The sequence below is a fragment of the Balneolaceae bacterium genome, assembly GCA_034521495.1.
Lineage (GTDB): Bacteria > Bacteroidota > Rhodothermia > Balneolales > Balneolaceae > Rhodohalobacter.
Window position 1 is genome coordinate 229,842 of sequence record JAXHMK010000009.1, and the last position, 22,778, is coordinate 252,619.

At 41.8% G+C, this 22,778-nt stretch carries 23 protein-coding genes; 18 read left to right on the forward strand and 5 right to left on the reverse strand.

Going from position 1 to position 22,778, the window contains the following annotated elements; all coding sequences use genetic code 11:
- Positions 1-93 precede the first annotated feature (93 nt).
- The 6 genes from U5K72_05945 (at position 94) to U5K72_05970 (ending at position 6,473) form a co-directional block, all read left to right on the forward strand.
- A complete protein-coding gene (locus U5K72_05945; GenBank protein MDZ7718347.1) occupies positions 94-1,215 on the forward strand; it encodes a DUF4856 domain-containing protein in 1,122 nt (373 codons plus the stop codon).
- Positions 1,196-1,333 (forward strand): DUF4856 domain-containing protein, encoded by a 138-nt coding sequence (locus U5K72_05950; protein ID MDZ7718348.1) that lies wholly within the window; start codon positions 1,196-1,198, stop codon positions 1,331-1,333. Before U5K72_05945 ends, U5K72_05950 begins: the two co-directional genes overlap by 20 nt.
- Before the next feature lie 73 nt (positions 1,334-1,406).
- A complete protein-coding gene (locus U5K72_05955; GenBank protein MDZ7718349.1) occupies positions 1,407-2,210 on the forward strand; it encodes an imelysin family protein in 804 nt (267 codons plus the stop codon).
- Positions 2,204-2,518: a hypothetical protein gene (locus U5K72_05960; GenBank protein MDZ7718350.1), complete on the forward strand. Its 315-nt coding sequence runs from the start codon at positions 2,204-2,206 to the stop codon at positions 2,516-2,518. The genes U5K72_05955 and U5K72_05960 overlap by 7 nt, the downstream gene beginning before the upstream one ends.
- Before the next feature lie 120 nt (positions 2,519-2,638).
- Entirely contained in the window at positions 2,639-4,009 is a 1,371-nt protein-coding gene (locus U5K72_05965; GenBank protein MDZ7718351.1) for an HTTM domain-containing protein, read from the forward strand.
- Entirely contained in the window at positions 3,987-6,473 is a 2,487-nt protein-coding gene (locus U5K72_05970) for a TonB-dependent receptor (GenBank protein MDZ7718352.1), read from the forward strand. Before U5K72_05965 ends, U5K72_05970 begins: the two co-directional genes overlap by 23 nt.
- Before the next feature lie 565 nt (positions 6,474-7,038).
- Here the strand turns inward: U5K72_05970 and U5K72_05975 are convergent.
- The 3 genes from U5K72_05975 to U5K72_05985 form a co-directional block, all read right to left on the reverse strand.
- Positions 7,039-8,373 (reverse strand): PhoH family protein, encoded by a 1,335-nt coding sequence (locus tag U5K72_05975; protein MDZ7718353.1) that lies wholly within the window; start codon positions 8,371-8,373, stop codon positions 7,039-7,041.
- 197 nt (positions 8,374-8,570) lie between these two features.
- The gene (locus tag U5K72_05980; GenBank protein ID MDZ7718354.1) at positions 8,571-8,867 is read right to left on the reverse strand and encodes a HigA family addiction module antitoxin; all 297 of its coding nucleotides are present in this window, start codon (positions 8,865-8,867) and stop codon (positions 8,571-8,573) included.
- A gap of 375 nt (positions 8,868-9,242) precedes the next feature.
- Positions 9,243-10,016: an RNA methyltransferase gene (locus tag U5K72_05985; protein ID MDZ7718355.1), complete on the reverse strand. Its 774-nt coding sequence runs from the start codon at positions 10,014-10,016 to the stop codon at positions 9,243-9,245.
- A gap of 284 nt (positions 10,017-10,300) precedes the next feature.
- Here U5K72_05985 and U5K72_05990 point away from each other — a divergent pair, with 284 nt between their 5' ends.
- From U5K72_05990 to U5K72_06015, 6 genes are all read left to right on the forward strand, one after another.
- The gene (locus U5K72_05990) at positions 10,301-10,636 is read left to right on the forward strand and encodes an aldehyde dehydrogenase family protein (protein ID MDZ7718356.1); all 336 of its coding nucleotides are present in this window, start codon (positions 10,301-10,303) and stop codon (positions 10,634-10,636) included.
- Between the two features lie 10 nt (positions 10,637-10,646).
- Positions 10,647-11,408: an aldehyde dehydrogenase family protein gene (locus U5K72_05995; protein MDZ7718357.1), complete on the forward strand. Its 762-nt coding sequence runs from the start codon at positions 10,647-10,649 to the stop codon at positions 11,406-11,408.
- Complete coding sequence (locus U5K72_06000; GenBank protein ID MDZ7718358.1) at positions 11,347-11,823, forward strand: aldehyde dehydrogenase family protein; 477 nt, start codon at positions 11,347-11,349, stop codon at positions 11,821-11,823. Before U5K72_05995 ends, U5K72_06000 begins: the two co-directional genes overlap by 62 nt.
- An 83-nt stretch (positions 11,824-11,906) precedes the next feature.
- Positions 11,907-13,271, forward strand: coding sequence for a serine hydrolase domain-containing protein (locus tag U5K72_06005; protein MDZ7718359.1), 1,365 nt, complete (start codon positions 11,907-11,909; stop codon positions 13,269-13,271).
- 199 nt (positions 13,272-13,470) lie between these two features.
- Entirely contained in the window at positions 13,471-13,707 is a 237-nt protein-coding gene (locus U5K72_06010; GenBank protein ID MDZ7718360.1) for a type II toxin-antitoxin system prevent-host-death family antitoxin, read from the forward strand.
- Positions 13,707-14,123, forward strand: coding sequence for a type II toxin-antitoxin system VapC family toxin (locus U5K72_06015; protein ID MDZ7718361.1), 417 nt, complete (start codon positions 13,707-13,709; stop codon positions 14,121-14,123). The genes U5K72_06010 and U5K72_06015 overlap by 1 nt, the downstream gene beginning before the upstream one ends.
- Before the next feature lie 115 nt (positions 14,124-14,238).
- Here the strand turns inward: U5K72_06015 and U5K72_06020 are convergent, their stop codons facing one another.
- On the reverse strand, positions 14,239-14,904 hold the full coding sequence (locus U5K72_06020; GenBank protein MDZ7718362.1) for a WbqC family protein: 666 nt from the start codon (positions 14,902-14,904) through the stop codon (positions 14,239-14,241).
- Between the two features lie 394 nt (positions 14,905-15,298).
- Here U5K72_06020 and U5K72_06025 point away from each other — a divergent pair, with 394 nt between their 5' ends.
- Positions 15,299-15,952, forward strand: a complete 654-nt coding sequence (locus U5K72_06025) for a protein-L-isoaspartate(D-aspartate) O-methyltransferase (GenBank protein MDZ7718363.1) — start codon at positions 15,299-15,301, stop codon at positions 15,950-15,952.
- Positions 15,953-16,185: 233 nt separating this feature from the next.
- The gene (locus U5K72_06030; protein MDZ7718364.1) at positions 16,186-16,713 is read left to right on the forward strand and encodes a fasciclin domain-containing protein; all 528 of its coding nucleotides are present in this window, start codon (positions 16,186-16,188) and stop codon (positions 16,711-16,713) included.
- Between the two features lie 91 nt (positions 16,714-16,804).
- On the opposite strand, the gene U5K72_06035 is transcribed toward U5K72_06030, so the two are convergent.
- A complete protein-coding gene (locus tag U5K72_06035) occupies positions 16,805-17,206 on the reverse strand; it encodes a hypothetical protein (protein MDZ7718365.1) in 402 nt (133 codons plus the stop codon).
- A 613-nt stretch (positions 17,207-17,819) separates the two neighbouring features.
- On the opposite strand from U5K72_06035, the gene U5K72_06040 reads away from it, so the two are divergent.
- From U5K72_06040 to U5K72_06055, 4 genes are all read left to right on the forward strand, one after another.
- Positions 17,820-18,806, forward strand: a complete 987-nt coding sequence (locus tag U5K72_06040; GenBank protein ID MDZ7718366.1) for an amidohydrolase family protein — start codon at positions 17,820-17,822, stop codon at positions 18,804-18,806.
- Positions 18,778-19,053 (forward strand): hypothetical protein, encoded by a 276-nt coding sequence (locus U5K72_06045; protein ID MDZ7718367.1) that lies wholly within the window; start codon positions 18,778-18,780, stop codon positions 19,051-19,053. Before U5K72_06040 ends, U5K72_06045 begins: the two co-directional genes overlap by 29 nt.
- A 63-nt stretch (positions 19,054-19,116) precedes the next feature.
- Complete coding sequence (locus U5K72_06050) at positions 19,117-20,550, forward strand: Gfo/Idh/MocA family oxidoreductase (protein ID MDZ7718368.1); 1,434 nt, start codon at positions 19,117-19,119, stop codon at positions 20,548-20,550.
- A complete protein-coding gene (locus tag U5K72_06055; protein ID MDZ7718369.1) occupies positions 20,547-22,760 on the forward strand; it encodes an acetylxylan esterase in 2,214 nt (737 codons plus the stop codon). The genes U5K72_06050 and U5K72_06055 overlap by 4 nt, the downstream gene beginning before the upstream one ends.
- Positions 22,761-22,778: the final 18 nt, after the last annotated feature.

Consider the following 22,778-nt stretch of genomic DNA (forward strand, 5'->3'; position numbering starts at 1 on the left):
TTATTCTATATAAAAGTTGTGCAATTTAAGTACACTCCTTACTTTAGATGCAGTCTAAATAAAAACGATAAAATAAATTTTTTAACTGCTCCGATGAAAATCTCAAATCTACTATTCTTGTCTCTGCTGACAATATTTGTATTCTCATGTGATGTCAATGACAACAATTCTGACATTGATGATGATAATGATATTGAAGTTCCCGCAACTTACGAATTTAGCCGAAATGGTGAATCCACTGTTTCATTTTCAGGACAAACTACACGTATTAAAATGGCTGATGAGTTATTTTCGGCCATGTCAGATTTTGACAACACCACAGAAGAATTACTACTTCAGATGTATCGCAATCAAGCTGAAGATGGAAGTGACGTAGCCCCTTTTTCTGAAGCTGACTTAAATTCTTCAGATAAGAGTATTAAAAGTAAAGTGGCTGCATCCCGTGATTATTTTTCAACCAATGCAACACTGGCTGCTGAGATCAAAAATGACCTTGAAAGTTGGTTAAGTGGTCAGGTCAATGAAGTGTTTCCAAATAGAAACCAGCTTGCCGAACCGGGTGTAGCCGGACAAATTGCGGATGGTTCCGGAGAGCGTTACATAAACGGTCAGGGGCTCGAATACAATCAGATGATAGCCAAAAGCCTGAATGGAGCATTGATGGCTGATCAAATGTTGAACAATTATTTAAGCCCATCTGTTCTGGATGAAGGTTCTAACCGCGAGAACAATGACAACGGTGTAACTGACGGAGATTCCAACTACACCTCAATGGAGCATAAGTGGGACGAAGCGTATGGCTATATTTTCGGAACGTCAGCTAATCCCGCAAATCCTATTGCAACAATTGGCAGTGATGATATCTTCCTGAATAAGTACACAGGTCAGGTGAGCGAAGATGAAGATTTTGCATCTCTTGCCGAAGATATTTTTGAAGCCTTTAAATTAGGACGTGCAGCTATTGTAGCCGGCGACTATGACGTGCGCGATGAACAAGCTGCCATTATCCGGGAAGCTATTTCAACGGTAATAGGTGTTCGCGGTGTATATTACTTGCAAGCCGGTAAGAGACAAATTGAAGCTGAAGAATTCGGCTCTGCTTTCCACTCACTTTCTGAAGGGTTTGGCTTTATCTACAGCCTGCAGTTTACCAGGGTTCCGGGTACTAACCAACCTTACATGACCCATAGTGAAGTTGAAAGTATGCTTAAGTGACCTGCTTGGTGATGGTGAAAACGGACTTTGGGACCTTCAAACTTCAACACTGGATAATCTTTCACAGCAGATAGCAGATAAGTTCGATTTTACAGTTGAACAGGCTGCATCTAACTAATAAAACTACCCATGCAAAACTGCTGGCTTCCAATAAACAGTAGCCAGTTTTTTTGCTTTTAAACACTTTTACCATGAAAAAATACTTTGTATTCGTTCTAATTGGTTTTGTTCTTTGGGGTTGCACGGATGATGGCCCTTCAGGCCCTGATGTAGATGACTTTGACCGCGAAGCTATCTTGGTAAACTGGGCTGATAATATTATTGTCCCCGCATTTTCCAACTTCACTGAAACGACAGAACAATTACATAATGATGCTGTCACGTTTTCAGAAGATCCGACACTTCAAAATCTTGAAACGTTGCGAGAATCCTGGAAAACAGCCTATCTTGCTTTCCAGCATGTATCCATGTTTGAAATGGGAGAGGCTATGCAAATTCAGTTTCGGGATAATTTGAATATTTACCCAACCGACACTGATGAGATTGAACAAAGCATAGAAACGGGTAATTACAACCTGGAACTGCCTTCACTTCTGAACAGCCAGGGGTTTCCCGCACTGGACTATTTGCTGCATGGACTGGCTGAAGGTGACACGGAAATTCTGGATTTTTACCTCAGCAATAACTCCGCAGATAATTACCGCAGTTACCTAACAGACGTCACAGAGCGGATAGATAATCTTTCAAACCAGGTACTGGAAGACTGGACCGGAGACTACCGTGATGAATTTGTAAGCAACTCCGGCAACGGCGCCAATTCCTCGCTCGATATGATGGTGAACGATTATATTTTCTATTACGAAAAACTGATTCGCGCAGGGAAAATCGGAATTCCGGCAGGTGTTTTTTCAGGCACACCGCTGAGCAGTCATGTAGAAGCCTATTACAGCAACGGCTTTTCAAAAGCACTGCTCATGGAAGCAATTGAATGCTAGTCCAAAATTTCTTTAACGGAAAGCATTTCAATTCACAACAGACTGGGGAGAGTCTTGCATCCTATCTCGATTACCTGAACACCATGAAAGAAGGTGCCGATTTAACTCAATTGATCAACAATCAGTTTGATACAGCACGAGATCAGGCTGAGGAATTGAATCCCGATTTTGCCGCCCAGGTAGAATCAGACAATTCAAAAATGCTGGCAACTTTTGATGAACTCCAGAAAAATATGGTTTACTTGAAGGTAGATATGCTCCAGGCGCTAAACATCAACGTTGATTATGTAGATGCCGATGGCGACTAATTTTACATCAACTGTAAACCTGTCGGGTTTCACCGGTTCGGATCATGTTTCATGGTTCCATAAACCATTAAAACCCGACAGATTTCTGAATGAATTTAATCAGCGACAAGACACTTATTTGTGAGTACCGTTTCCATTCAAAAATATTTTAAAAAGAGAGGCAATGCAGCTCCACTGGCTGTCTTTCGTATATTTTTCGGCATATTGATGCTCATTAGCATTATCAGGTTTGCTGCAAACGGTTGGATCTATAAACTGTACATTGAACCGGATCTCTTCTTCTCGTACTACGGTTTTGAATGGGTTCAGCCGATAGGCGAATGGACGTATTTGATTTTTATTATCTGTGGCCTTTCGGCCATTTTTGTTTCCATCGGTTATAAATACAGGGCGGCGATTATCGTGTTTTTCCTCAGTTTTACATACATCGAACTGATGGACAAAACCACCTATCTCAATCACTACTATTTCATCAGTATTTTAAGCTTTTTGATGATTTTCCTGCCGGCTCACGCTTACTACTCGGTTGATGCCTGGAAGAACGAGTCGCTTCGGGCACAAGAAGTCCCGGCCTGGACAATCGATTCCATCAAGCTGCTTCTGGGAATCGTCTATTTTTATGCGGGTTTGGCGAAACTGAATTCCGATTGGTTATTTCGTGCCATGCCCCTTCAAATCTGGCTGCCCGCAAACTATTCACTACCTGTTCTGGGTGATCTGTTTCAGCAGACGTGGGTTCACTACGCTTTCTCATGGGCCGGAGCTCTCTATGATTTAACGATTCCATTTCTTCTTTTAATGAAACGCACCCGCCTTTTTGCATTCGCACTTGTTGTCATTTTTCATGTTTTGACAAGAGTTCTCTTCCCCATTGGAATGTTTCCATACATCATGATTGTAAGTGCGCTCATCTTTTTTGAGCCGAAACTTCATAACACCATTCTCGAATGGATTTCAAAATTCTTCAACATTCAAAAAAAACGATTTGATAATGCGAGAGCCTACCTGTTTTCAAGTACCATAACCAGGAAGGCTACGATGGGTTTACTCACTTTGTTTTTTATCGCTCAGCTATTCATTCCGTTTCGATATCTCCTTTACCCAGGCGAGCTGTTCTGGACCGAGGAGGGATATCGTTTTTCATGGAGAGTTATGCTGATGGAAAAAGCCGGTTACGCCAATTTTAAAATTGTGGATTCTCGAACAGATCGGAGTTTTTATGTTGATAACACTGAGTTTCTCACTCGATTCCAGGAGAAACAGATGGCTACCCAGCCCGATTTTATCCTGGAATATGCCCATCATCTCGAAGATCACTATCAACAAAAGGGGATTGAAGATCCTGAAATTTATGTAGAGAGTTACGTTGCTTTAAACGGCAGAATGAGCCGGCCGTATGTGGATCCGAATGTGGATCTCACAGAAATCGAACCATCACTGAAACACCGAACCTGGATACTACCGTTTGATGATGAGATTAAAGGATTGTAGTCTTTTTCTGTTACTTTTTCTGATTCCTGTGACGGCATATTCACAGCACTCTATCTCGGGAACCATCACAGATCAAGAGACAGGTGAACCGTTGACCGGAGTAGATATTTATGATAATGCCGCCGGAAAATCATACCAGTCGAATAGCGATGGAGAATTTATCATTGAGGATCTCCCGAATGGTGAATACAATCTCTACTTCTTTCTACTGGGCTATGAAATTCTCAACAGAACCGTTCGGGTGGATGGCGAAGATGTGAACCTGAATATAACACTTGAAAAGCTGGCCCGGGAGATGTCGGAGGTAGCTGTGATTGATCAGCGGGACCAGATATTTTCTATCAAACGATTACGTGAGGTGGAGGGTACGTCGATATTTGCAGGCAAAAAAACAGAGGTGATTTCTGTTGAACAGGTTGTGGGAAATACGGCTGCCAATAATGCGCGCCAGATCTATTCTAAAATTTCCGGGCTAAATATTTACGAGTCGAACGATGCCGGATTGCAGTTGAACATAGGCGGGAGAGGGCTTGATCCGAATCGATCCTCTAACTTCAACATTCGCCAGAATGGATACGATATCAGTGCCGATGTTTTGGGTTATCCGGAGAGTTATTACACTCCCCCGGCTGAGGCTTTGCAAGAGATACAGGTGATTCGCGGAGCGGCCTCTTTGCAATATGGAACGCAATTCGGCGGGCTGATCAATTTTCAGATGAAGAAACCTGATCCTGAAAAAAATATTGAATGGCGATCCCGGCAATCGGTCGGTTCAAATAGTTTGCTCACCAGTTTCAACAGCCTTGGAGGAACCGTTGGGAAGGTAGGCTATTACGGGTACTTCAACTATAAAAACGGCGAGGGTTTTCGGCCGAATTCAGGCTTCGAATCGAACAATTTTTATCTTTATACAGATGTAGATTTGGCTGAGAAAACAAAAATCAGTTTTGATTTCACCTACCTTTATTACCTGGCTCAGCAACCTGGCGGGTTAACAGACGCCCAGTTTTATGAGGATCCCACATTTAGTAACCGTACCCGAAACTGGTTTGAAGTAGACTGGAAATTAGCTTCAGCGAAATTAGATCACCGGTTTTCTTATCAATCAAGGTTAAGTGTAACGGCATTTGGGTTGGATGCTTCCCGAAAATCTGTGGGATTTCGAACCAATCGTGTTTCACAGGAAGATGATCTGGACGCACCCCGTGACCTGATTCTTGGAAACTTCAATAACTGGGGAGCCGAGACCCGATTCTTGCAACGATATAAAATTGGCAGCAGAAACGCAGTTTTTCTAATTGGTTCAAAGTATTATCAATCCAACAATACCTCCGTTCAGGGGCCCGGGACGGCCGGGTCTGATGCAAATTTCTCACTGGCTGATGATAGATTTCCCAATTATCCCAACCAGTCCGATTTTACATTCCCCAACCGAAATGTGGCTGTTTTTGGAGAGAATATTTTCTACCTGCAAGACAATTTATCTGTCACGCCCGGTTTTCGGTTTGAACATATCAAAACGGAGAGTAAGGGTACATACAAACGAGTCAATTTCGATCTGGCCGGTAATCCCATCCAAAACCAAACATTTGAAGACAACCGGGTATTCGATCGCTCATTTGTTCTGTTGGGCCTCGGCTTAAGCTATCTTCCGAAGCCGGGTATTGAGTTCTATGGAAATTTCTCGCAGAATTATCGATCAGTAACATTCAACGATATTCGTGTTGTGAATCCCACCTTCCAGGTTGATCCCGATATCACAGACGAGAGCGGTTTTACAACAGATTTTGGAGTTCGCGGAAACCTGGGAGAAACTCTCTCTTTTGATATCGGCGGTTTTGGGTTGATGTACGATGATCGTCTTGGCGAGGTTTTGCGAGCAGAAACCCGGGTCAATGCAGAGGGAGAACTCGAAGAAACAGGACGAGTGGTTCGATTTCGGGGAAATATAGGCCGTGCATTTATGTACGGCATTGAGAGTTTGCTTGATCTGAATTTACTTCCTGTATTAGGTTTTGATAATCGCCATGCAAGGTTGAATGTTTTTGCAAATACAGCCATTACAAAATCAGAATATCTTAAATCAGATATTCCCGGGGTGGAGGGAAACGAAGTAGAATTTATTCCTTTGATAAATCTGAAAACAGGGATACGGTTTGGATACAAAAATCTCCTTGGAAGTCTTCAGTACACCTATCTCTCCAAGCAGTTTACGGATGCCTCTAATGCGCTGCAAAATGTAAATGACAACCAAAGCGGAATAAAGGGAGAGATTCCTGCTTACGATATCCTGGACCTGTCGCTTTCTTGGTCTTATAAAAAGTTTAAGGTGGAATCAGGGATCAATAATCTACTGGACAAGAGTTATTTTACAAGGAGGGCTACAGGTTATCCCGGACCGGGCATCATTCCATCTCCCCCCAGAACCTATTATGTGACTCTGCAATTTATGCTGGATTCGTAAGACATCAGATGAGAATAATCCCCCTTTGAAGGGGGAAAGTGAAATGAGCGTTTAGCGAATGAACTCGGGGGATGTTCCCTCATCACGTGGATACCTCTATACTCATTCGAGATGGCGCGAGCGTCTCGCTCGTGCCTGGATAACAAATACAGTTGTACTCGTTCCGAAGCTCCGCTTCTCTTTTCATCATCACGTGGACACCTCTCTGTCCCGATTAAAATAGGGACTGTCTCTCCTGAAGGAGAGAATTATTCGTTTCTCGTTTTTAAACTCGTTCCGAAGCTCCTGCAAGAGTCGCCTACTACATGTGATGAAAGAAAATTGTGGTGAAGAGCCGAACTCTGGCAGGACCTCCACTTCGTTATGGACTCTGCCAGGTTCTCTTTTCGCGCTAAACAGGTACGAAGCTCCTGCTTCGGAACGCCCGATGGAAACTCGGCTCCCCGAACCAGTAGAATTTGAAGCAGAGCTTCATGAAATGTGTACCGAAGGGGACCTTCGGTACAAGTAAAATCGGATGGCGCGAGCGTCTCGCTCGTGCCCTATAACGGTATCATACTTCAAGCTACAAAAACTTACTCGCCAGATTCGCCAGCTCAGAGCGCTCTCCTTTTTCGAGGTTAATGTGTGCATACACATCATTATTGTTCATGCGGTCAACCAGGTAGGAGAGGCCGTTGCTTTGCGTGTCGAGGTATGGGGTGTCGATCTGGAAAATATCACCCGTAAATACAATTTTTGTGTTTTCGCCTGCGCGGGTGATGATTGTTTTTACTTCATGCGGCGTCAGGTTTTGAGCCTCATCAATAATAAAAATAACATTATTCAGGCTTCGTCCCCGAATATATGCCAATGGTACAATCGAAAGTTTCTCATTCTGAACCATCTCATCAATCTTCTTGTATTGCTTGCTGCTCTCCTTGTACTGGTTTTTGATGATATTCAGGTTGTCCCACAGCGGCTGCATGTAGGGGTCAATTTTTGATTTTACATCACCCGGCAGGTACCCCAAATCGCGGTTACTCAGTGGCACAATGGGTCGTGCCAGGTAGATTTGACGATATTCCCGCCGCTGCTCAAGAGCACATGCCAAAGCCAGCAGGGTTTTTCCCGTTCCGGCTGCTCCTGTGATGGTAGCGAGCAGAACCTTCGGATTCATCAGCGCATGCATGGCAAAGGTTTGTTCCGCATTTTTTGGAGTGATTCCATAGGCGTTCATCGGCTGAACCAGTTCAACCTTATTACTAGTCGGGTTGTAATAACCAAGCGCGGAACTGGAATGATTTTTCAGAATATAATAGTGATTACTGACCGGTTTCGTTTGATCAATCTCTTCGTAATCGATCTGACCCTTTTTGTACAACTCGTTGATATGGCTGTTATCGTCAAACTTCAGATCTGTCTTGCCGCGGTAGAGATGATTGATATCCTTGATGCGGATCGTCTCATAATCCTCTGCATCCAAACTCAATGCCCGTGCTTTCAATCGCAGGTTAATATCTTTGGAAACGAGTGTGACTTTCTTGTCCGGTTCCTCTTCACGAAGTTTTAGGGCTGAATTCAGAATCCGATGGTCATTTTTTTGTGAGCCGAACACTTCGGAGGCATCAATCTTGCTTCCCTCATCGCTGATGACCCTGATTTTTCCATGAGCTTTCCCGTTCAATGGAATCCACTTCTGGATCATGTTGGCATCGGTAATTTTGTCGAGATAGCGGATAAACTCTCTTGCATGAAGATTCGTCACCGTATTTCCTTTTTTAAACGAATCCAACTCTTCCAGCACGGTAATGGGAATGGCGATATCGTGCTTTTCGAAGTTTTTTACGGCTTCAGAATCATATAAAAGAACAGAAGTGTCGAGTACGAAAATCTTCTTCGCTTTCTTTTGTCTGGGCATAGGCCATCCAAATTTGTGTGAGAGATGAGTGTCTGTATGATGTCTTAGAACAACAATAATCAAACAAACTCTCAGAATCAATTCCCTCCAAAAAAATTTACAGTGAGTTTATTTGGTAAGATCCGCGAAGTTTTTGGAAACTTCGCGGATCTTGTCATGAATTACGTTTCTAAAACCAGACAAGTCTTACTATTAGCTTATTTTACAGTTTCCAGTGTCTTAATCTCTTCCAAGTCCTTCTTCTTGTTTTCAGCTTCTTCCTCAAGATCGTAATCATCTTGTAAGCCTAACCAAAATTTAGCACTGGTTCCAAAGTATTTAGAAAGCCGCAAAGCAGTATCAGCGGTAATACTTCGCTTTTTATGGATAATTTGACTAATTCGGGTTTGTGGCATACATGTCTCTTTTGCCAGCCGATAAGCGGAGATGCCGAGAGGATCTAAAAATTCCTCTTTCAAAACTTCACCCGGATGTATGTTAGGTAATTTTTCCATTGTACTTAATTTTTAGTGATAATCTATAATCTCAACATGATATGCATCATTATTTTTCCATTGGAAAATGATGCGCCATTGTTGATTGATACGGATGCTGAAATAATCCTTTAAATCACCCTTTAGTTTTTCCAATCGATTTGCCGGAGGAATTCTGAGATCATTTATATTTTGAGCATTATTTATCATCCTTAACTTTCGACGGGATTTTGATTGAATATCAGGTGGCAGCTTTTTAGACCTTATGCTATTCCAGATCAACTCCGTCTCTTTATCGTTAAAGCTTTTTATCATTTTACTTATGTTATGCGATACTAACGCATAACATAAGTAAAAAATTTTAAATATTTGATAAAAATTCAGAAAAGAGTTGAATCATCCTTTCGAAAACTCATACAGCGAAATCGAACAAGCAACAGCCGCATTCAAACTCTCCACCTGATTCGGATTTCCATCGATTTTAATTCTATGACGGCCGTTTTGAAACAACTCATTCGAAATTCCATTGCCTTCATTTCCCACAACAAGAATACTTTTTTGTGATTTGGGTCTCTCATCGAGATTATTTGAGACTTCACCGGCATCGAGCAGAAAAGTTGTCCAATTTTCTTTTTCTAATGCTGATAATAGATCATTCAACTTTCCTGATGTGTAAGGCAAAACTCCAGTAGCTCCGGCGGTACTTCGAACTACTTTTGGATGAAATGGATCCACCGTTCCGGTTCCGATCAAGATTCCGGCAACATCAAACCAGCAAGCCGTCCGAATGATTGTCCCGAGATTTCCGGGATCCTGGATGGCATCCGTCGCAAGGATCACGCCTGATTTTTGGCTTAGATTTTCCACACTCGATTCTTGTGGAATCTTACAGACAGCTACAATTCCCTGGGGATTATCTGTATCAGAAACGGTTTCAAAATCTGAAGTTTCTAATTCAAAAATCGGAAGATCTGTTTTTACTGAAAGCTGATTCGGATTCCATCCATTTTCAATGATCAATTCCTGAACCTCAACCTTTTCGTTATCGAGAATTTGTTCCACACACCGAACACCTTCGGCCAGAAATAACCCGGTTTTCTTGCGGTACTTACCCATCTGAAGCTTTTTCCAGCTCTTGAGTTGATTATTGGAAGCAGATTGGATGTTCATTTTATTTTAGTGAAAAGTGATTATGAGTGAAAAGGCAAAACGAAAAAGTGAAAAGTTTTTGGAGTCAGTAAGTCAAAATATAGATTTCAATAAATGGCTGGCGCAAGTCTCCTGACTTGTGCCCTTCGATACAGGACACAAGCGAGACGCTTGCGCCATTGTCATATTAACAATAAACTTTTGCCTTTTCACCTTTGCTCCGAAGGAATCCCTGTGGGACCTTTTCACTTACCCCCATTCCCTCTATATTGAAAGAGATCATCAAATAAAAAGCCATTCAAGACATGAAAGATTTTTTGAGCACGCTCGGTATCGAAAAAGAAAATTCAGGCACATCAACCGGACAAGAATTTTTTAAAGATGACGATTCAGAAAAAATTATCAGTTTTACACCATCAGATGGATCTGAGATTGCCGAAGTGCATGAAACTACAAGGAGTGAGTATGAGTTAGTTGTCAAGAAATCACAAGAGGCGTTTAAAGAGTGGCGAATGACGCCGGCACCTCAGCGGGGAGAGATTGTTCGGCAAATCGGGCTTGAACTCAGAAAATACAAAGAACCGCTGGGGAAATTGGTCAGCTACGAGATGGGTAAAATTTACCAGGAAGGGCCTGGGTGAAGTTCAGGAGATGATCGATATCTGTGATTTTGCCGTTGGCCAGTCGCGAATGCTCTATGGTAAAACAATGCACTCCGAGCGACCCAATCACCGGATGTATGAGCAATGGCATCCGCTGGGGCCGGTGGGTGTAATTTCGGCCTTTAATTTTCCGGTAGCCGTGTATAGCTGGAATGCCATGATTGCCGCAGTTTGTGGAGATACCGTGATCTGGAAAGGGTCAGAAAAAACGCCTCTTTGTGGAGTTGCGGTTCAAAAAATCATCGGAAATGTGTTGAAAAAGAATGATGTGCCGGAAGGTGTATTTGGTTTAATAACAGGCGGACGGGAAGTTGGAGAATGGATGACATCTGACGAGCGAATACCGTTGATCTCCGCAACCGGCTCCATCCGAATGGGCAAGCAGGTGGCGCAAACCGTAGGAGCCCGATTGGGCAAAACGATCCTGGAACTGGGCGGCAATAACGCCATCATTATCAGCAAGGATGTGGATCTGGAAATGGCTGTCAGGGCCGTTGTGTTTGGTGCGGTTGGAACGGCCGGTCAGCGTTGTACATCTACACGAAGACTCATTATTCACGAATCCGTTTTTGAGGAATTAAAAGACCGTCTGGTTTCCATTTATCAAAGTATTAAGATCGGTGATCCGCTGGATGAAGGCACGCTTGTGGGACCGCTCATAGATCACGATGCAGTAGAGGCGATGCAAAATGCACTCAAACAGATCAAAGAAGAAGGGCGGATCAATTATCACCGGTGGGGAAGTGCTTGAAGATATGGAGGGCCATTATGTGAAGCCTGCCATCTGTGAAGTGGAAAATCACTACGAAATTGTACAGGAAGAGACCTTTGCGCCGATTTTATATCTCATCAAATACTCTTCACTGGATGAAGCGATGGAATATCACAATGGTGTAAAACAGGGTTTAAGTTCCGCGATGTTTACGTTGAATATGCGCGAGGCGGAGACGTTTTTGAGCCACCGCGGATCCGATTGCGGAATTGCCAATATCAACATCGGGACAAGCGGGGCAGAAATTGGCGGAGCATTTGGTGGTGAAAAAGAGACCGGTGGCGGACGAGAATCCGGCTCGGATGCATGGAAAGCGTATATGCGCCGACAAACGAACACTATAAACTGGAGTGATGAGCTGCCTCTTGCGCAGGGGATTGAGTTTGATGTTTAGAAAGTTTTTTCCAATACTAAACTTTGAAATTGAGTTTTCGTACACCACGAGTGAACAAAAAATTAATCACTCAAAGGACTACAATGAAGACATTTACATCAAGAATAGCTGGATTCATTCTGCTTCTGATTCTGTTTCAACCACAGCTTTCAGAAGCTCAACACACGTTTGATCAAGACAAGTTAAACACCTATCTGAAGACACTTGAAGAGAGTAATAAATTCATGGGATCGGTGGCCATTCTGGAGGATGATGATATTCTTTTCCGGAATGCATATGGAATGGCAAGTGAGGGGCAGCCGGCTGATGCAAACACTATATACAGAATTGGTTCCATTACGAAGACATACACTTCAACTATGTTAATGCAACTGGTGGAACAGGGAGAGATCAGCCTTTCTGATCCATTAAGGAATTATTTTCCCGAGATTCCTAACGCTGATTCAATAACGATTGAGAATTTGTTACATCACAGATCGGGTTTGGTGAATGTTACAAATAAAGAAGAGTACATGGATTACTACACCGAAGGCTCAACTCGCCAAGAGATGATTGAAAGGATGATTGAGTATGGAACAAATTTCGAACCCGGTGAAAAAATGGAATATAGTAATTCCGGCTACTTGCTCTTGGGATATATCATCGAAGAAGTAACAGGTATGGATTATGCCGATGCTCTTCGAGATATGATTGCAGAACCGCTTGGGCTTGAAAAAACTTATTATGGGATGGATATATCTTCGTACCGAGGGGAAGCTCAGTCATTCAGTTATAGTGAAAATGGATGGGAGGAAAGTCCCGAAACGGATATGTCCGTTCCGCATGGGGCAGGGGCTATTGTTTCGACTCCCACGGAAGTTGGGTTGTTTTTGAATGCACTGTTTGATGGCGAGCTGGTATCGATGGAGTCACTCGAAAAGATGAAAAATCTTAAAGACGGTTATGGATTAGGCATTTCCCGGATTCCGTTTAATGATAAATTTGCATGGGGACATAATGGCGGAATTGATGGGTTTCAGTCCACATCAGGTCACTTTCCGGAAGAAGATCTTACCTTTGTTCTTTTCGGAAACGGTGTGAACTATTCCCTGAATGATATCGCCATTGGTACGTTGAGTATTCTGTTTAATAATGATTTCGAAATTCCTGATTTCTCGAATGAACCGGAACCTGTTGAACTCTCAAAAAGTGAACTTCAGGCTTATACCGGGTATTACACATCAGAGGATATTCCGCTTGAGATTGAAGTGTTTATGGAAGAGGGAGTTTTAAAAGCGAAAGCAACAGGCCAGGGAGCCTTCCCACTTTCAGCCTTTGAGGGTGGTGTGATGAAGTTCAATCCCGCTGGAATCACCATGATTTTTAACGGTCTAACTGATGGAAATTATGAAAGTTTTGAGCTCCAGCAGGGTGGGCAAACCTATCAATTCACTCAAAAAGAGGAATAAACTGAATATTGTTAACTGACGTTATACGACAAAGACATTGTATTTTTTACTATCGATACAATGTTTTGATATGACTCGAAGATCAGAATCATTTCAGAATGTTTAGTTAGGCCGAAAAATACAATGTCTAAAATCTGTTGAAACTCACAACATTTAGAAGTAATTTATGTACATAAATTTTTGTACATAATTAAAGATTATGAAAAAAGTTCAGGTTAACGAGGTTCGTGAAAAACTTGCGAAATATCTTGCTGAAGCAGAGAAGGGAGAGGAGATTGTCATCACTAAACACTCAAAACCGGTTGCGCGATTGATGCCTGTAGAAAGTAAAAAATCTGAATTTCCCGATTTGAAAGAATTCAGGCAGAAAATTAATGTGAAGGGGAAACCGATGTCTGAAGAAGTCAGCAAGATGAGAAAAGAAGAGCGGTACTAATGTATATTGATACAAGCTGTCTTGTAGCTTACTATTTGCCTGAAGAAAAGAGCCAACTTGTACAGGAAAAAATTCAGTCGACCAATGAGGTTATCATCAGTCAAATAACAGATATTGAAATGCTTTCGGCTGTAAAAAAGAAAGAAAGGATGAATGAGATCAGCTCAAGGGACGCGGACAACGCTTTCCAATTGTTTAAAAATCATAGAGATAATGGTCTTTTTAGAGTGATTGAGTTAACGCCAGCTATTTTTAAAAGTGCTGAGTTTGTTCTTCAAGCCTCATCCACAGCACTCAGAACGCTTGATGCAATTCATTTGGGGATTACACACGAATTAAAGCTGGAGTTATTTACCTTTGATCAGGTTTTGTTGAAGAGTGCTGAAAAGTTGAAAATTCGTCTTACAGAGTGGTAAAACAAAGACATTGTATTTTTTCTATCCGTTAAAAAACTCTGTAGAAATATAGATTGTGATACCTGAATCAACATGTTGAAATGATTCGAAAAATACCATGTCTAATCTGGCCGAATTACAATTCATCAATCACCCGAAAGCTCTCCGGACCGTACTGGAATAGCAGATCCAGCAGGCAGCAATTCGGTTCAAATCCTTCAAAATGCTGCCGGTACTCAGGATGTTTAAACTTTATTTTTGATTTATTCTTGCCCTGTCTTTGATAGTGACGGGCACCCGGTTCCTGGAAATATTGATCCGCATTCAAATGTTTGGCCAGTTCATCCGGATCAGAATCATACTCATCCAAGTCTGAAGAGAGGATAAACTCTGGCAGATCTCCCACCTCAAGAAATCGGAATATTCGTTTTCGTATATGGAGATTGAAATTTAACAAGTAACTGTACTCAGTAGCAGATTCAAAATCAGATCGAATCTCCGGCTCATAAAAATCATAGTAAACACTGTTACGATAGTTAAACTCAAGAGATCGTAAAAGGGGTTCAATCCAATCTTCGGAATGATCGATACGAACCTGCCGAATAGGTTTATCACGATCATCGGTCATTATGGGTATGTTAATGTACTGGGTACCCTCTGGTGTTCGGATTTTAGCCCGGTGAACTCGGCTTTTACGTGACCACTCTTCCAGATCCTGTAAAACAACCAAATCGGTATGGAGCATAATTGCCAGATCATGCAGAGTTGGAATGAGTGTAGGGAACAAAATTGCAAGTTTCATGCTGAGTTTGGATCAACTATTGTAAGAATTACCAAAAACATAAAGATAATGAACTAAAGGACGTAACTAAGCCCGGATTATTCACCAAGAAATTTGGATGTCTGCAAGGCGTCACGGAAATGGTGGCGGAAACGTACCTGAGTACGTTGAGCAAACCATTTGTGGGACAACGCAGCAGGCGGACAAATTTCGCAGCTACGGTTAGACACCCAAATTTGGGCTATAAAATATTCTCTGTACCGAAAGTAAAAACAATATATAGCCTATAAAAAATATAACTTAGTGAATAATTCGGGTAAGGGAATCTTTCAAAATGGCGATAGAAATTCGTTTCAGAAAGGTGAATGCCTTATTTTAGATATATAAATGAATTGAAAAACCGGTTTTTATATTCATGGGAAATTATTCCAATCGAAAACATATCCAGCGGCGAAATGCTCTTGCTGATAAACTTCAAAAAAGGGGCATTCAAGATCAGAATGTGCTGGAAGCGATCCGGTCGATACCACGACACGAGTTTGTTGATACGGCTTTAGAAAACAAAGCTTACGAGGATACGGCACTACCGATTGGAGCAGGCCAGACGATATCTCAACCATATACAGTTGCTGCTCAAACTGAACTACTGGAAGTAAAAAAGGGAGAGAAAATTCTTGAAATCGGGACCGGATCTGGTTACCAGGCAGCTATTTTATGCCATATGGGGGCAGAAGTATATAGTGTGGAACGCCAGGAAAAATTATATCACAAGGCAAAAAAAATTCTCGGCAAATTGGGCTATCGGCCGCAGTTAAAACTGGGTGACGGAACCCTTGGCTGGAGCGCGTATGCTCCCTATGATGGAATTGTAGTAACCGCCGGAGCCCCCGGTGTGCCGGAAGACCTTGTGGAGCAGCTTAATATCGGAGGCCGGCTGATTGTGCCTGTGGGTAATCAGAAAAGCCAGGTGATGGTGCGGGTTACCCGGGTGTCTGAGAATGAGTATGATGAAGAGCGCTTGCAGCATTTTAAGTTCGTGCCGCTGATTGGAGAGAAGGGCTGGGATTAAAAAATCTCTTGTTACGCTCAAAAAAAGCTTATCTGTCAGATTATTCTTTTTTTTGAATGCTATCAACAAAGGTTCCATTGCGCCACTATTCATTTACATGGCAATGATTTACGACAAACTTTTCTTCTTTTTAAATTTATAAAAAACAGGGAATTCAGGCTATGGGCCGGATGTTAGTTAATAAGTTCTCGAGAGCTAATTAATTACAAACCAATAATTTAATCCCCAATTTTATGAAAGCTATTAAAACATTAGCTCTAACTATTACTGCGTTCTGTTTTCTCGCAGCTACACCTATTTCAACCAATCTTGGCGCATCGAATGTCAGTCATCACGACATCGTAAGCATTGCAAGTGGTGCTGATAATTTATCGACACTCGTAAAAGCGATCCAGGCTGCCGGTTTGGTTGAAACCCTGCAATCTGATGGACCTTTTACGGTTTTTGCACCTACGAACGAAGCGTTTGCGGCACTCCCCGACGGAACGCTCGAGTCACTCTTGAAGGAGGAGAACAGAGATAAACTGGTACAAATTTTAACCTATCATGTTGTTCCCGGAAAAGTGATGTCCACCGACCTGGAAGATGGAATGATGGCTGAGACCGTTGAAGGATCAAGCATTACTGTAGATCTTAGTGATGGAGTAGCGATTGACAATGCGAATGTTGTATCTGCGGATATTGAAGCAGACAACGGAGTTGTTCACATTATTGATTCTGTGATCATGCCAAGCGACGATTCAGAAACTTCCTCATACTAATCCTTCGATTGAAATATAAAGTGTCATTCATTTTCATAAAATGAGTGGCACTTTTTTTTATCAGGTTAATTAAACTTCCGTTAAAAGTTAATTATTCCCGTACGTAAATGTGGGAGTAACAATCTGCACAATTCTCCCGCAAACGTAAAGTGTCGGAAAGTTCCATGATTACAGCGTAGTAAAATTCTATGGAATCATATTGAATAGCCATCCTGTTTTCTTCATCATATTCGATGATTGTTATTTCGTATGTACCTTGTTTATGGGGTTTACCATCTCTTTTGATTGAATACGTTTGATCTTTGTGAAAATTTAATGTCTGAAAGTAGCCTTCAGATTTCGGAGTAAGGGTATGCCCCACAAAACCTCCCTGGGATGAAACCCAATTCCAAGATCCAACGAGTTTAGTATCATCCTGTCCCGGAAGTAATGAACATCCTGTTAAAAAAAGAAGAATAGATATTGTTATGAATGTTCTTATTGTTATGGTCATGATTACAGAAGATGAAAAAAAAGCGCAGTCCTCACTAACTGAAAGAAGGGCTGAGGACTGTGCGTGTTTGGGGTAAAACTAAAAACGAACACGCATCTGTAAAGCTGGAACACGCTCGCCTGTTCGTATCGGGTTCGGCTCAAGTTGAGTCACTCCAAATGATGTTGATGATGAATCATCTCTCGGTTCTGTTCCTTTTCTGGTTGATTCATGAATTCACTCTGTCGTTAATACACAACTGAATGGAATGATACCTACATAATAAATGAATTAATTCTCAGCTCAATAAATGATATATGAATGATTTTAAAAGGAGTTACTTGTTAGAGATGGTTTTTAGAATTCTCTTGGTTTATGAAATGAACAGTTTAAAAAACCCACTCTTAATTTTTTAGATTGGTCAGGTGAGATTTATTACTCTCTCTTATTTTGAAATTGTGATCAGATTATTTTTCTTTTGTTATATTATTTTACGTATTTATAGAAAAATAACAAATAAAAGAAAATTGTTGTGTTTAAAACAGTTAAAAAATAAATAAATAAAAAGTATAAGTTGTTTGTAGTGTATGTCTATTTATGAATCATAAGAGGTAAAATAAAAACCAAGAAATGTATGGGGACAAGCCGAAAAGATTTTTTAAAACTAACAGGGGTTGTAGGGTTGAGTGTAGCAGGCTTGGGAGTGATATCTGCCGGTTGTAATTCGAAAAATGAAAATTTGTTTAGAAGGACACAAAAAGACTGGCAGTCCGATCCGGAGTGGCAACAAATTAAGTATGGTGACTGGGGAGGTCCCGGAGTACCACCTGGGCCGGGGCCAATGGATCACGTTCTGCTGAAAGATCATGCCCCGAGATCTTCCGTTGTGGCGCAAGAGACATTTATAGAGCAGGCAAAATTTCCTGTTATAGATGTGCATATCCACAATTATCCTGAATCTTCAAAAGATATTTCTTCAGAGGAAGCCCTCGCAAACTGGGTGGATAATATGGATGAAGTGGGAGTTGAATTGTCAGTGGTTTTAACCGGAGAGATTGGAGAGAACTTCGACAGATTGGTTGATTTCTATTTGACAGATTATCCAGATCGATTTCAACTTTATTGTGGTATTGAATCGGATGGAATTGACCAACCGGATTATCCGGAACGGGCTGTAAAAGAACTTGAGCGCTGCTATGAAATGGGGGCGCGAGGTCTTGGAGAAATTACCGATAAAGGATTCGGAATAACACGAGATCAGGATTTGGCTCCAAATGAGCGTTTACATCCCAACGATGATCGCCTGGTACCGATTTGGTCAAAAGCAGCAGAATTAAACATGCCGGTGAATCTTCATATCGCAGATCATCCATCAGCATGGCAGGCTCCGGATGTTTTTCAGGAGCGGACCCCCATCTATCAACAATTCAATCAACATCAAAGCGAAGGGCTTCATTATGGTGAGTTATTAGATTTATTACCTCAGACTCTTCAAAAAAATCCAGATACAACGTTTATAGCATGCCATTTGGCAAATTTAGGAAATGATCTGGGCAGGTTGTCCGATCTGTTGGATCAATATTCAAATCTATTTGTACGATATCTCAGCACGAGATTATGAAATCGGCCGAACACCCCGAGCTGCAAAGGAATTTTTTACGAATCATAAAGAACGCATACTTTTTGGTACGGATATGGGAATGCAGAAAAGTATGTACCAGGCTTGGTGGAGATTATTGGAAAGTGCAGACGAACACATGCCCGGCCGGGTGTGGTGGAGATATTACGGTACCGATTTATCTGATGATCTGCTCAAACACCTATATAGAAGTAATGCTGAGCGACTTATGAATTGGGAATCGGTATAAGTAAATAAATGTCTTCTTTCAGTTACAGAACTTACAGATGATTAATCAACTAAATTCAAAAGAATGAATAGCAATCGTAGAGATTTTTTAAAAACAGCAGGTTTAGCCGGAGCCGGAATGCTGATGGGTGGATCTAAAACTGGACAAAACGATCAACCGTTTAAGCAGAATGAATCACAGCATTTTAATATGCATGGTTACGCAGCGCCAAAGCTGGAACGAGTACGCATGGGGTTTGTTGGTATAGGAAGTAGAGGATCCGGTACAGTTGAACGAATGGCCGTAATTGAAGGTGTAGAAATTACAGCACTTTGCGATCTGTATGATGACCGAATTGAGAAAACCGTCCAATCCCTCCGCGAATTTTCAGATCATGAACCGGACCGATACTCTGGGAATGGTGATGCATGGAAGGAGATGTGCAGCAGAAACGATATTGATCTCATATATATCGCAACTCCATGGGATCTGCATGCAGAAATCGCTGTTTTTTCAATGGAGCATGGCAAGCATGTTTTTACAGAACTTCCGGCAGCAGTTACCATAGATGAATGCTGGAAGGTTGTTGAAACCTCCGAAAGAACCCGAAAGCACTGTTTTATGGAAAGCAGCGATTGCCACGGCGGAATATCGTCAGTCTTATTGAATATGGTTCGCGATGGTTTCTTTGGCGAATTGATTCATGCAGAAGGCCACTACATCCATGACAGAGTGTCTGATGATAGCAGATGGACAAGAGATGAGGACAATCACCAATGGTTTGGATACCGGCCCTGGCGTCTAAAAGAAAACATCAACCGGAATGGAAATCTTTATCCCAGCCACGGTTTAGCGCCTCTTTCTCAAATGATGGACCTAAATTACGGTGATCAAATGGATTACCTGGTTTCCATTTCAAGCAATGATTTTACAATGGCAGACCGAATGGAAGAACTGGCCAAGAAAGATGACTTTTATGAAGCCTATGTGGGACTGAATTTCCGGGGAAATATGAATACAACGGTCATCCGGACCAAAATGGGACGAACCATTATGCTTCAGCATGATATCAGTTCCCCGCGACCCGGCAGAAGATTTCATCTGATCAGCGGAGATAAAGGTATCTATGAAGCTGAACCATCCAGGATTGCCATGAGTCATGACGGATGGATTCCCGAAGAGGAATTTGAAGCGTTGGTAGAAAACTACACTCCTGAAATCGCAAAGAAATTTAATGAGAAAGTACAGCAGGCCGGTGGGCGCAGGGGGGACCGCTCGTATGCCCGCGTTACGCCGAGTGACTGGAGATTGATCGACTGTCTGCGAAATGGACTCCCGCTCGAGAAGGATGTTTATGATGCAGCTCTTTATAGTGCAGTTACACCCTTAAGTGAATGGTCAGTTGCTCGAAAAGGAGCTACTGTGAAAGTGCCGGATTTTACGGCCGGTGCCTGGCAGACCAATTCAAGAGGTCTCGATATTTCGATTCAAAAAGGGGGAACGACGAATCTATTATGAATCAAAAATGGAAATTAGTCTGGATTGATCTCATTAAAAGAATTGGTAAGGTACTGATTCTATTGCTACCCATGTTTCTATTCTTAAGTGAATTTGTATTTGCTCAGGATGAGTTGAATGTCATCAGGGGGGAATCTTCGAATAACCGATGGTTACACTATAGCGATGCATCAAACGCTTTGTATCATCATGTAGCCAATCAGGCTTATCAAATTCTTGAAGAAAGAGAAAAAGAAGTCTCTGGACTGAAAAATCTATCTGAGTGGCAAGAAAGGCAGATTGAGGTTCGGCGAATTTTATCAAATATTGTTGGACCCTTTCCGAAAAAAACGCCATTAAATGCCAGGATACAACGAACTGTTCAAAAGGATACTTATAAGGTTGAACACATTGTGTTTGAATCCCAGCCTGATTTTTTTGTTACCTCTTCGCTTTTTATCCCAAGTGGACTTACTGAAAAAGCACCGGTTGTGATCTATGTAAGCGGACATACAGCGGAAGGATATCGAAGTGAAACATATCAACATAAAATACTGAACCTGGTTGAGAAAAATTTCATTGTATTTGCATTCGATCCTGTAGGCCAGGGAGAACGTCTTGAATATAATCATGCTGACTCAGAAACTCCTTCATCATTTCGCAGTCCGGCAGGCGGACATTCTTATTCCGGTGTACAGGGATTCATTACTGGAAATCCCCAATCCCGAATTATGATTTGGGATGGAATACGTGCTGTTGATTATCTGCTAACAAGAGATGAAGTGGATCCTGACAGAATAGGCATTACAGGGAGATCAGGCGGCGGAACACAATCGGCCTACATCGCTGCTTTTGATGATCGTATTTATGCGGCAGCACCGGAAGCGTATATCACAAATTTTACCCGGCTTTTACAATCTATTGGCCCACAAGACTCTGAACAGAACTTTTCAGGTGGAATTGCAAATGGGATTAATCATGCAGATCTGTTGGCGGTGCGGGCGCCAAAGCCGGCATTAATGATTACAACTACGGAAGATTTCTTTAGTATCCAAGGCGCGCGGGAAACAGCAAATGAGGTTTCAAAAATCTATTCAGCGTACGGCGAAGTAAACCATTTTCAAATGGTTGAAGATTTCGGGGAGCATGGTTCCACTGAAAAAAACAGAGAAGCGATGTACAGTTTCTTCCAGAAACATCTCAACAATCCGGGTGATTCTGAAGATGTTGATGTTGAGATTTTATCGGATGAAGAGATTCAAGTTACAGATACCGGTCAGGTTTTTACATCGCTTAATGGAAAAACAATTTCAGACTTAAACCGGGAAAAGGTAGAAGTACAATTTTCCCAATTAGAGAATTCGCGAGAAAATCTTGATCGACATTTGTCGGAAATTGCAGAATCTGTTAAAGATTTATCAGGGTACAGGGAACCGGAATTAATCGGGGAGCCGGTCTTTACAGGTCGAATATTGAGAGACGGATACGTTGTTGAAAAGTATTTTTTTGGAGGTGAGGGAGAGTACCCCATTCCATATCTGATGATGATTCCCGAAAATTTAAATGATAAAGCGATTCTCTATCTGCATCCGGAAGGGAAAATGACGGATGCTTCTGAATCGGGCCCAATTGAATGGTTCGTGAAAAAAGGATTTACAGTATTGGTGCCTGATCTGATCGGTACGGGGGAAACGGCATCCGAAAGACCTCGAAATTTATTAAAAGAGTGGCATGCTTCAGTTTTAATCGGAAGAAGCATTACTGGAATCCGGGCCGGAGATGTTACCCGTCTTGTTCAACTTTTACAGCAGAAATATGGATTTTCTGAAATTTATGGTATCGCTGTTAATGAAATGGGGCCTGTTTTACTGCATTCGTCTGCTATTGATGAATCATTTTCTAAAGTGGCTTTGATTAAACCACTTATTTCCTATCGATCATTTGTATCCACAAAATATTACGATCCTGGTTTTATATCCGGCGCCGTTGCTGGATCCATACAAGTCTATGATCTGCCTGATCTGGCTGCCAGTTTTGCTCCGAAAAAATTGTTAATCATAAACCCGGTAAATGGAGCAAATGAACCGGTAAGTAAAGAAGATTTTAATCAGGATACGCGGATTATCTATAAAGCGTATAACCATCAGAATGTCTCGGAAAATATAAAGATAACCGGTAATCAAACCGTAAAAGAGAGGGTTAAAAGTTTAGAGAAATGGATCAATAACTAACTGAAAATGGATAGCACT

Excerpts from the sequence above, each read along its gene's own strand:
- U5K72_05945 (MDZ7718347.1), top strand. The coding sequence starts at position 94 with ATGAAAATCTCAAATCTACTATTCTTGTCTCTGCTGACAATATTTGTA.
- U5K72_05955 (MDZ7718349.1), top strand. The coding sequence starts at position 1,407 with ATGAAAAAATACTTTGTATTCGTTCTAATTGGTTTTGTTCTTTGGGGT.
- U5K72_05960 (MDZ7718350.1), top strand. The coding sequence starts at position 2,204 with ATGCTAGTCCAAAATTTCTTTAACGGAAAGCATTTCAATTCACAACAG.
- U5K72_05970 (MDZ7718352.1), top strand. The coding sequence starts at position 3,987 with ATGATGAGATTAAAGGATTGTAGTCTTTTTCTGTTACTTTTTCTGATT.
- U5K72_05975 (MDZ7718353.1), bottom strand. The coding sequence starts at position 8,373 with ATGCCCAGACAAAAGAAAGCGAAGAAGATTTTCGTACTCGACACTTCT.
- U5K72_05980 (MDZ7718354.1), bottom strand. The coding sequence starts at position 8,867 with ATGGAAAAATTACCTAACATACATCCGGGTGAAGTTTTGAAAGAGGAA.
- U5K72_05985 (MDZ7718355.1), bottom strand. The coding sequence starts at position 10,016 with ATGAACATCCAATCTGCTTCCAATAATCAACTCAAGAGCTGGAAAAAG.
- U5K72_05990 (MDZ7718356.1), top strand. The coding sequence starts at position 10,301 with ATGAAAGATTTTTTGAGCACGCTCGGTATCGAAAAAGAAAATTCAGGC.
- U5K72_05995 (MDZ7718357.1), top strand. The coding sequence starts at position 10,647 with ATGATCGATATCTGTGATTTTGCCGTTGGCCAGTCGCGAATGCTCTAT.
- U5K72_06000 (MDZ7718358.1), top strand. The coding sequence starts at position 11,347 with ATGCACTCAAACAGATCAAAGAAGAAGGGCGGATCAATTATCACCGGT.
- U5K72_06005 (MDZ7718359.1), top strand. The coding sequence starts at position 11,907 with ATGAAGACATTTACATCAAGAATAGCTGGATTCATTCTGCTTCTGATT.
- U5K72_06010 (MDZ7718360.1), top strand. The coding sequence starts at position 13,471 with ATGAAAAAAGTTCAGGTTAACGAGGTTCGTGAAAAACTTGCGAAATAT.
- U5K72_06015 (MDZ7718361.1), top strand. The coding sequence starts at position 13,707 with ATGTATATTGATACAAGCTGTCTTGTAGCTTACTATTTGCCTGAAGAA.
- U5K72_06020 (MDZ7718362.1), bottom strand. The coding sequence starts at position 14,904 with ATGAAACTTGCAATTTTGTTCCCTACACTCATTCCAACTCTGCATGAT.
- U5K72_06025 (MDZ7718363.1), top strand. The coding sequence starts at position 15,299 with ATGGGAAATTATTCCAATCGAAAACATATCCAGCGGCGAAATGCTCTT.
- U5K72_06030 (MDZ7718364.1), top strand. The coding sequence starts at position 16,186 with ATGAAAGCTATTAAAACATTAGCTCTAACTATTACTGCGTTCTGTTTT.
- U5K72_06035 (MDZ7718365.1), bottom strand. The coding sequence starts at position 17,206 with ATGACCATAACAATAAGAACATTCATAACAATATCTATTCTTCTTTTT.
- U5K72_06040 (MDZ7718366.1), top strand. The coding sequence starts at position 17,820 with ATGGGGACAAGCCGAAAAGATTTTTTAAAACTAACAGGGGTTGTAGGG.
- U5K72_06050 (MDZ7718368.1), top strand. The coding sequence starts at position 19,117 with ATGAATAGCAATCGTAGAGATTTTTTAAAAACAGCAGGTTTAGCCGGA.
- U5K72_06055 (MDZ7718369.1), top strand. The coding sequence starts at position 20,547 with ATGAATCAAAAATGGAAATTAGTCTGGATTGATCTCATTAAAAGAATT.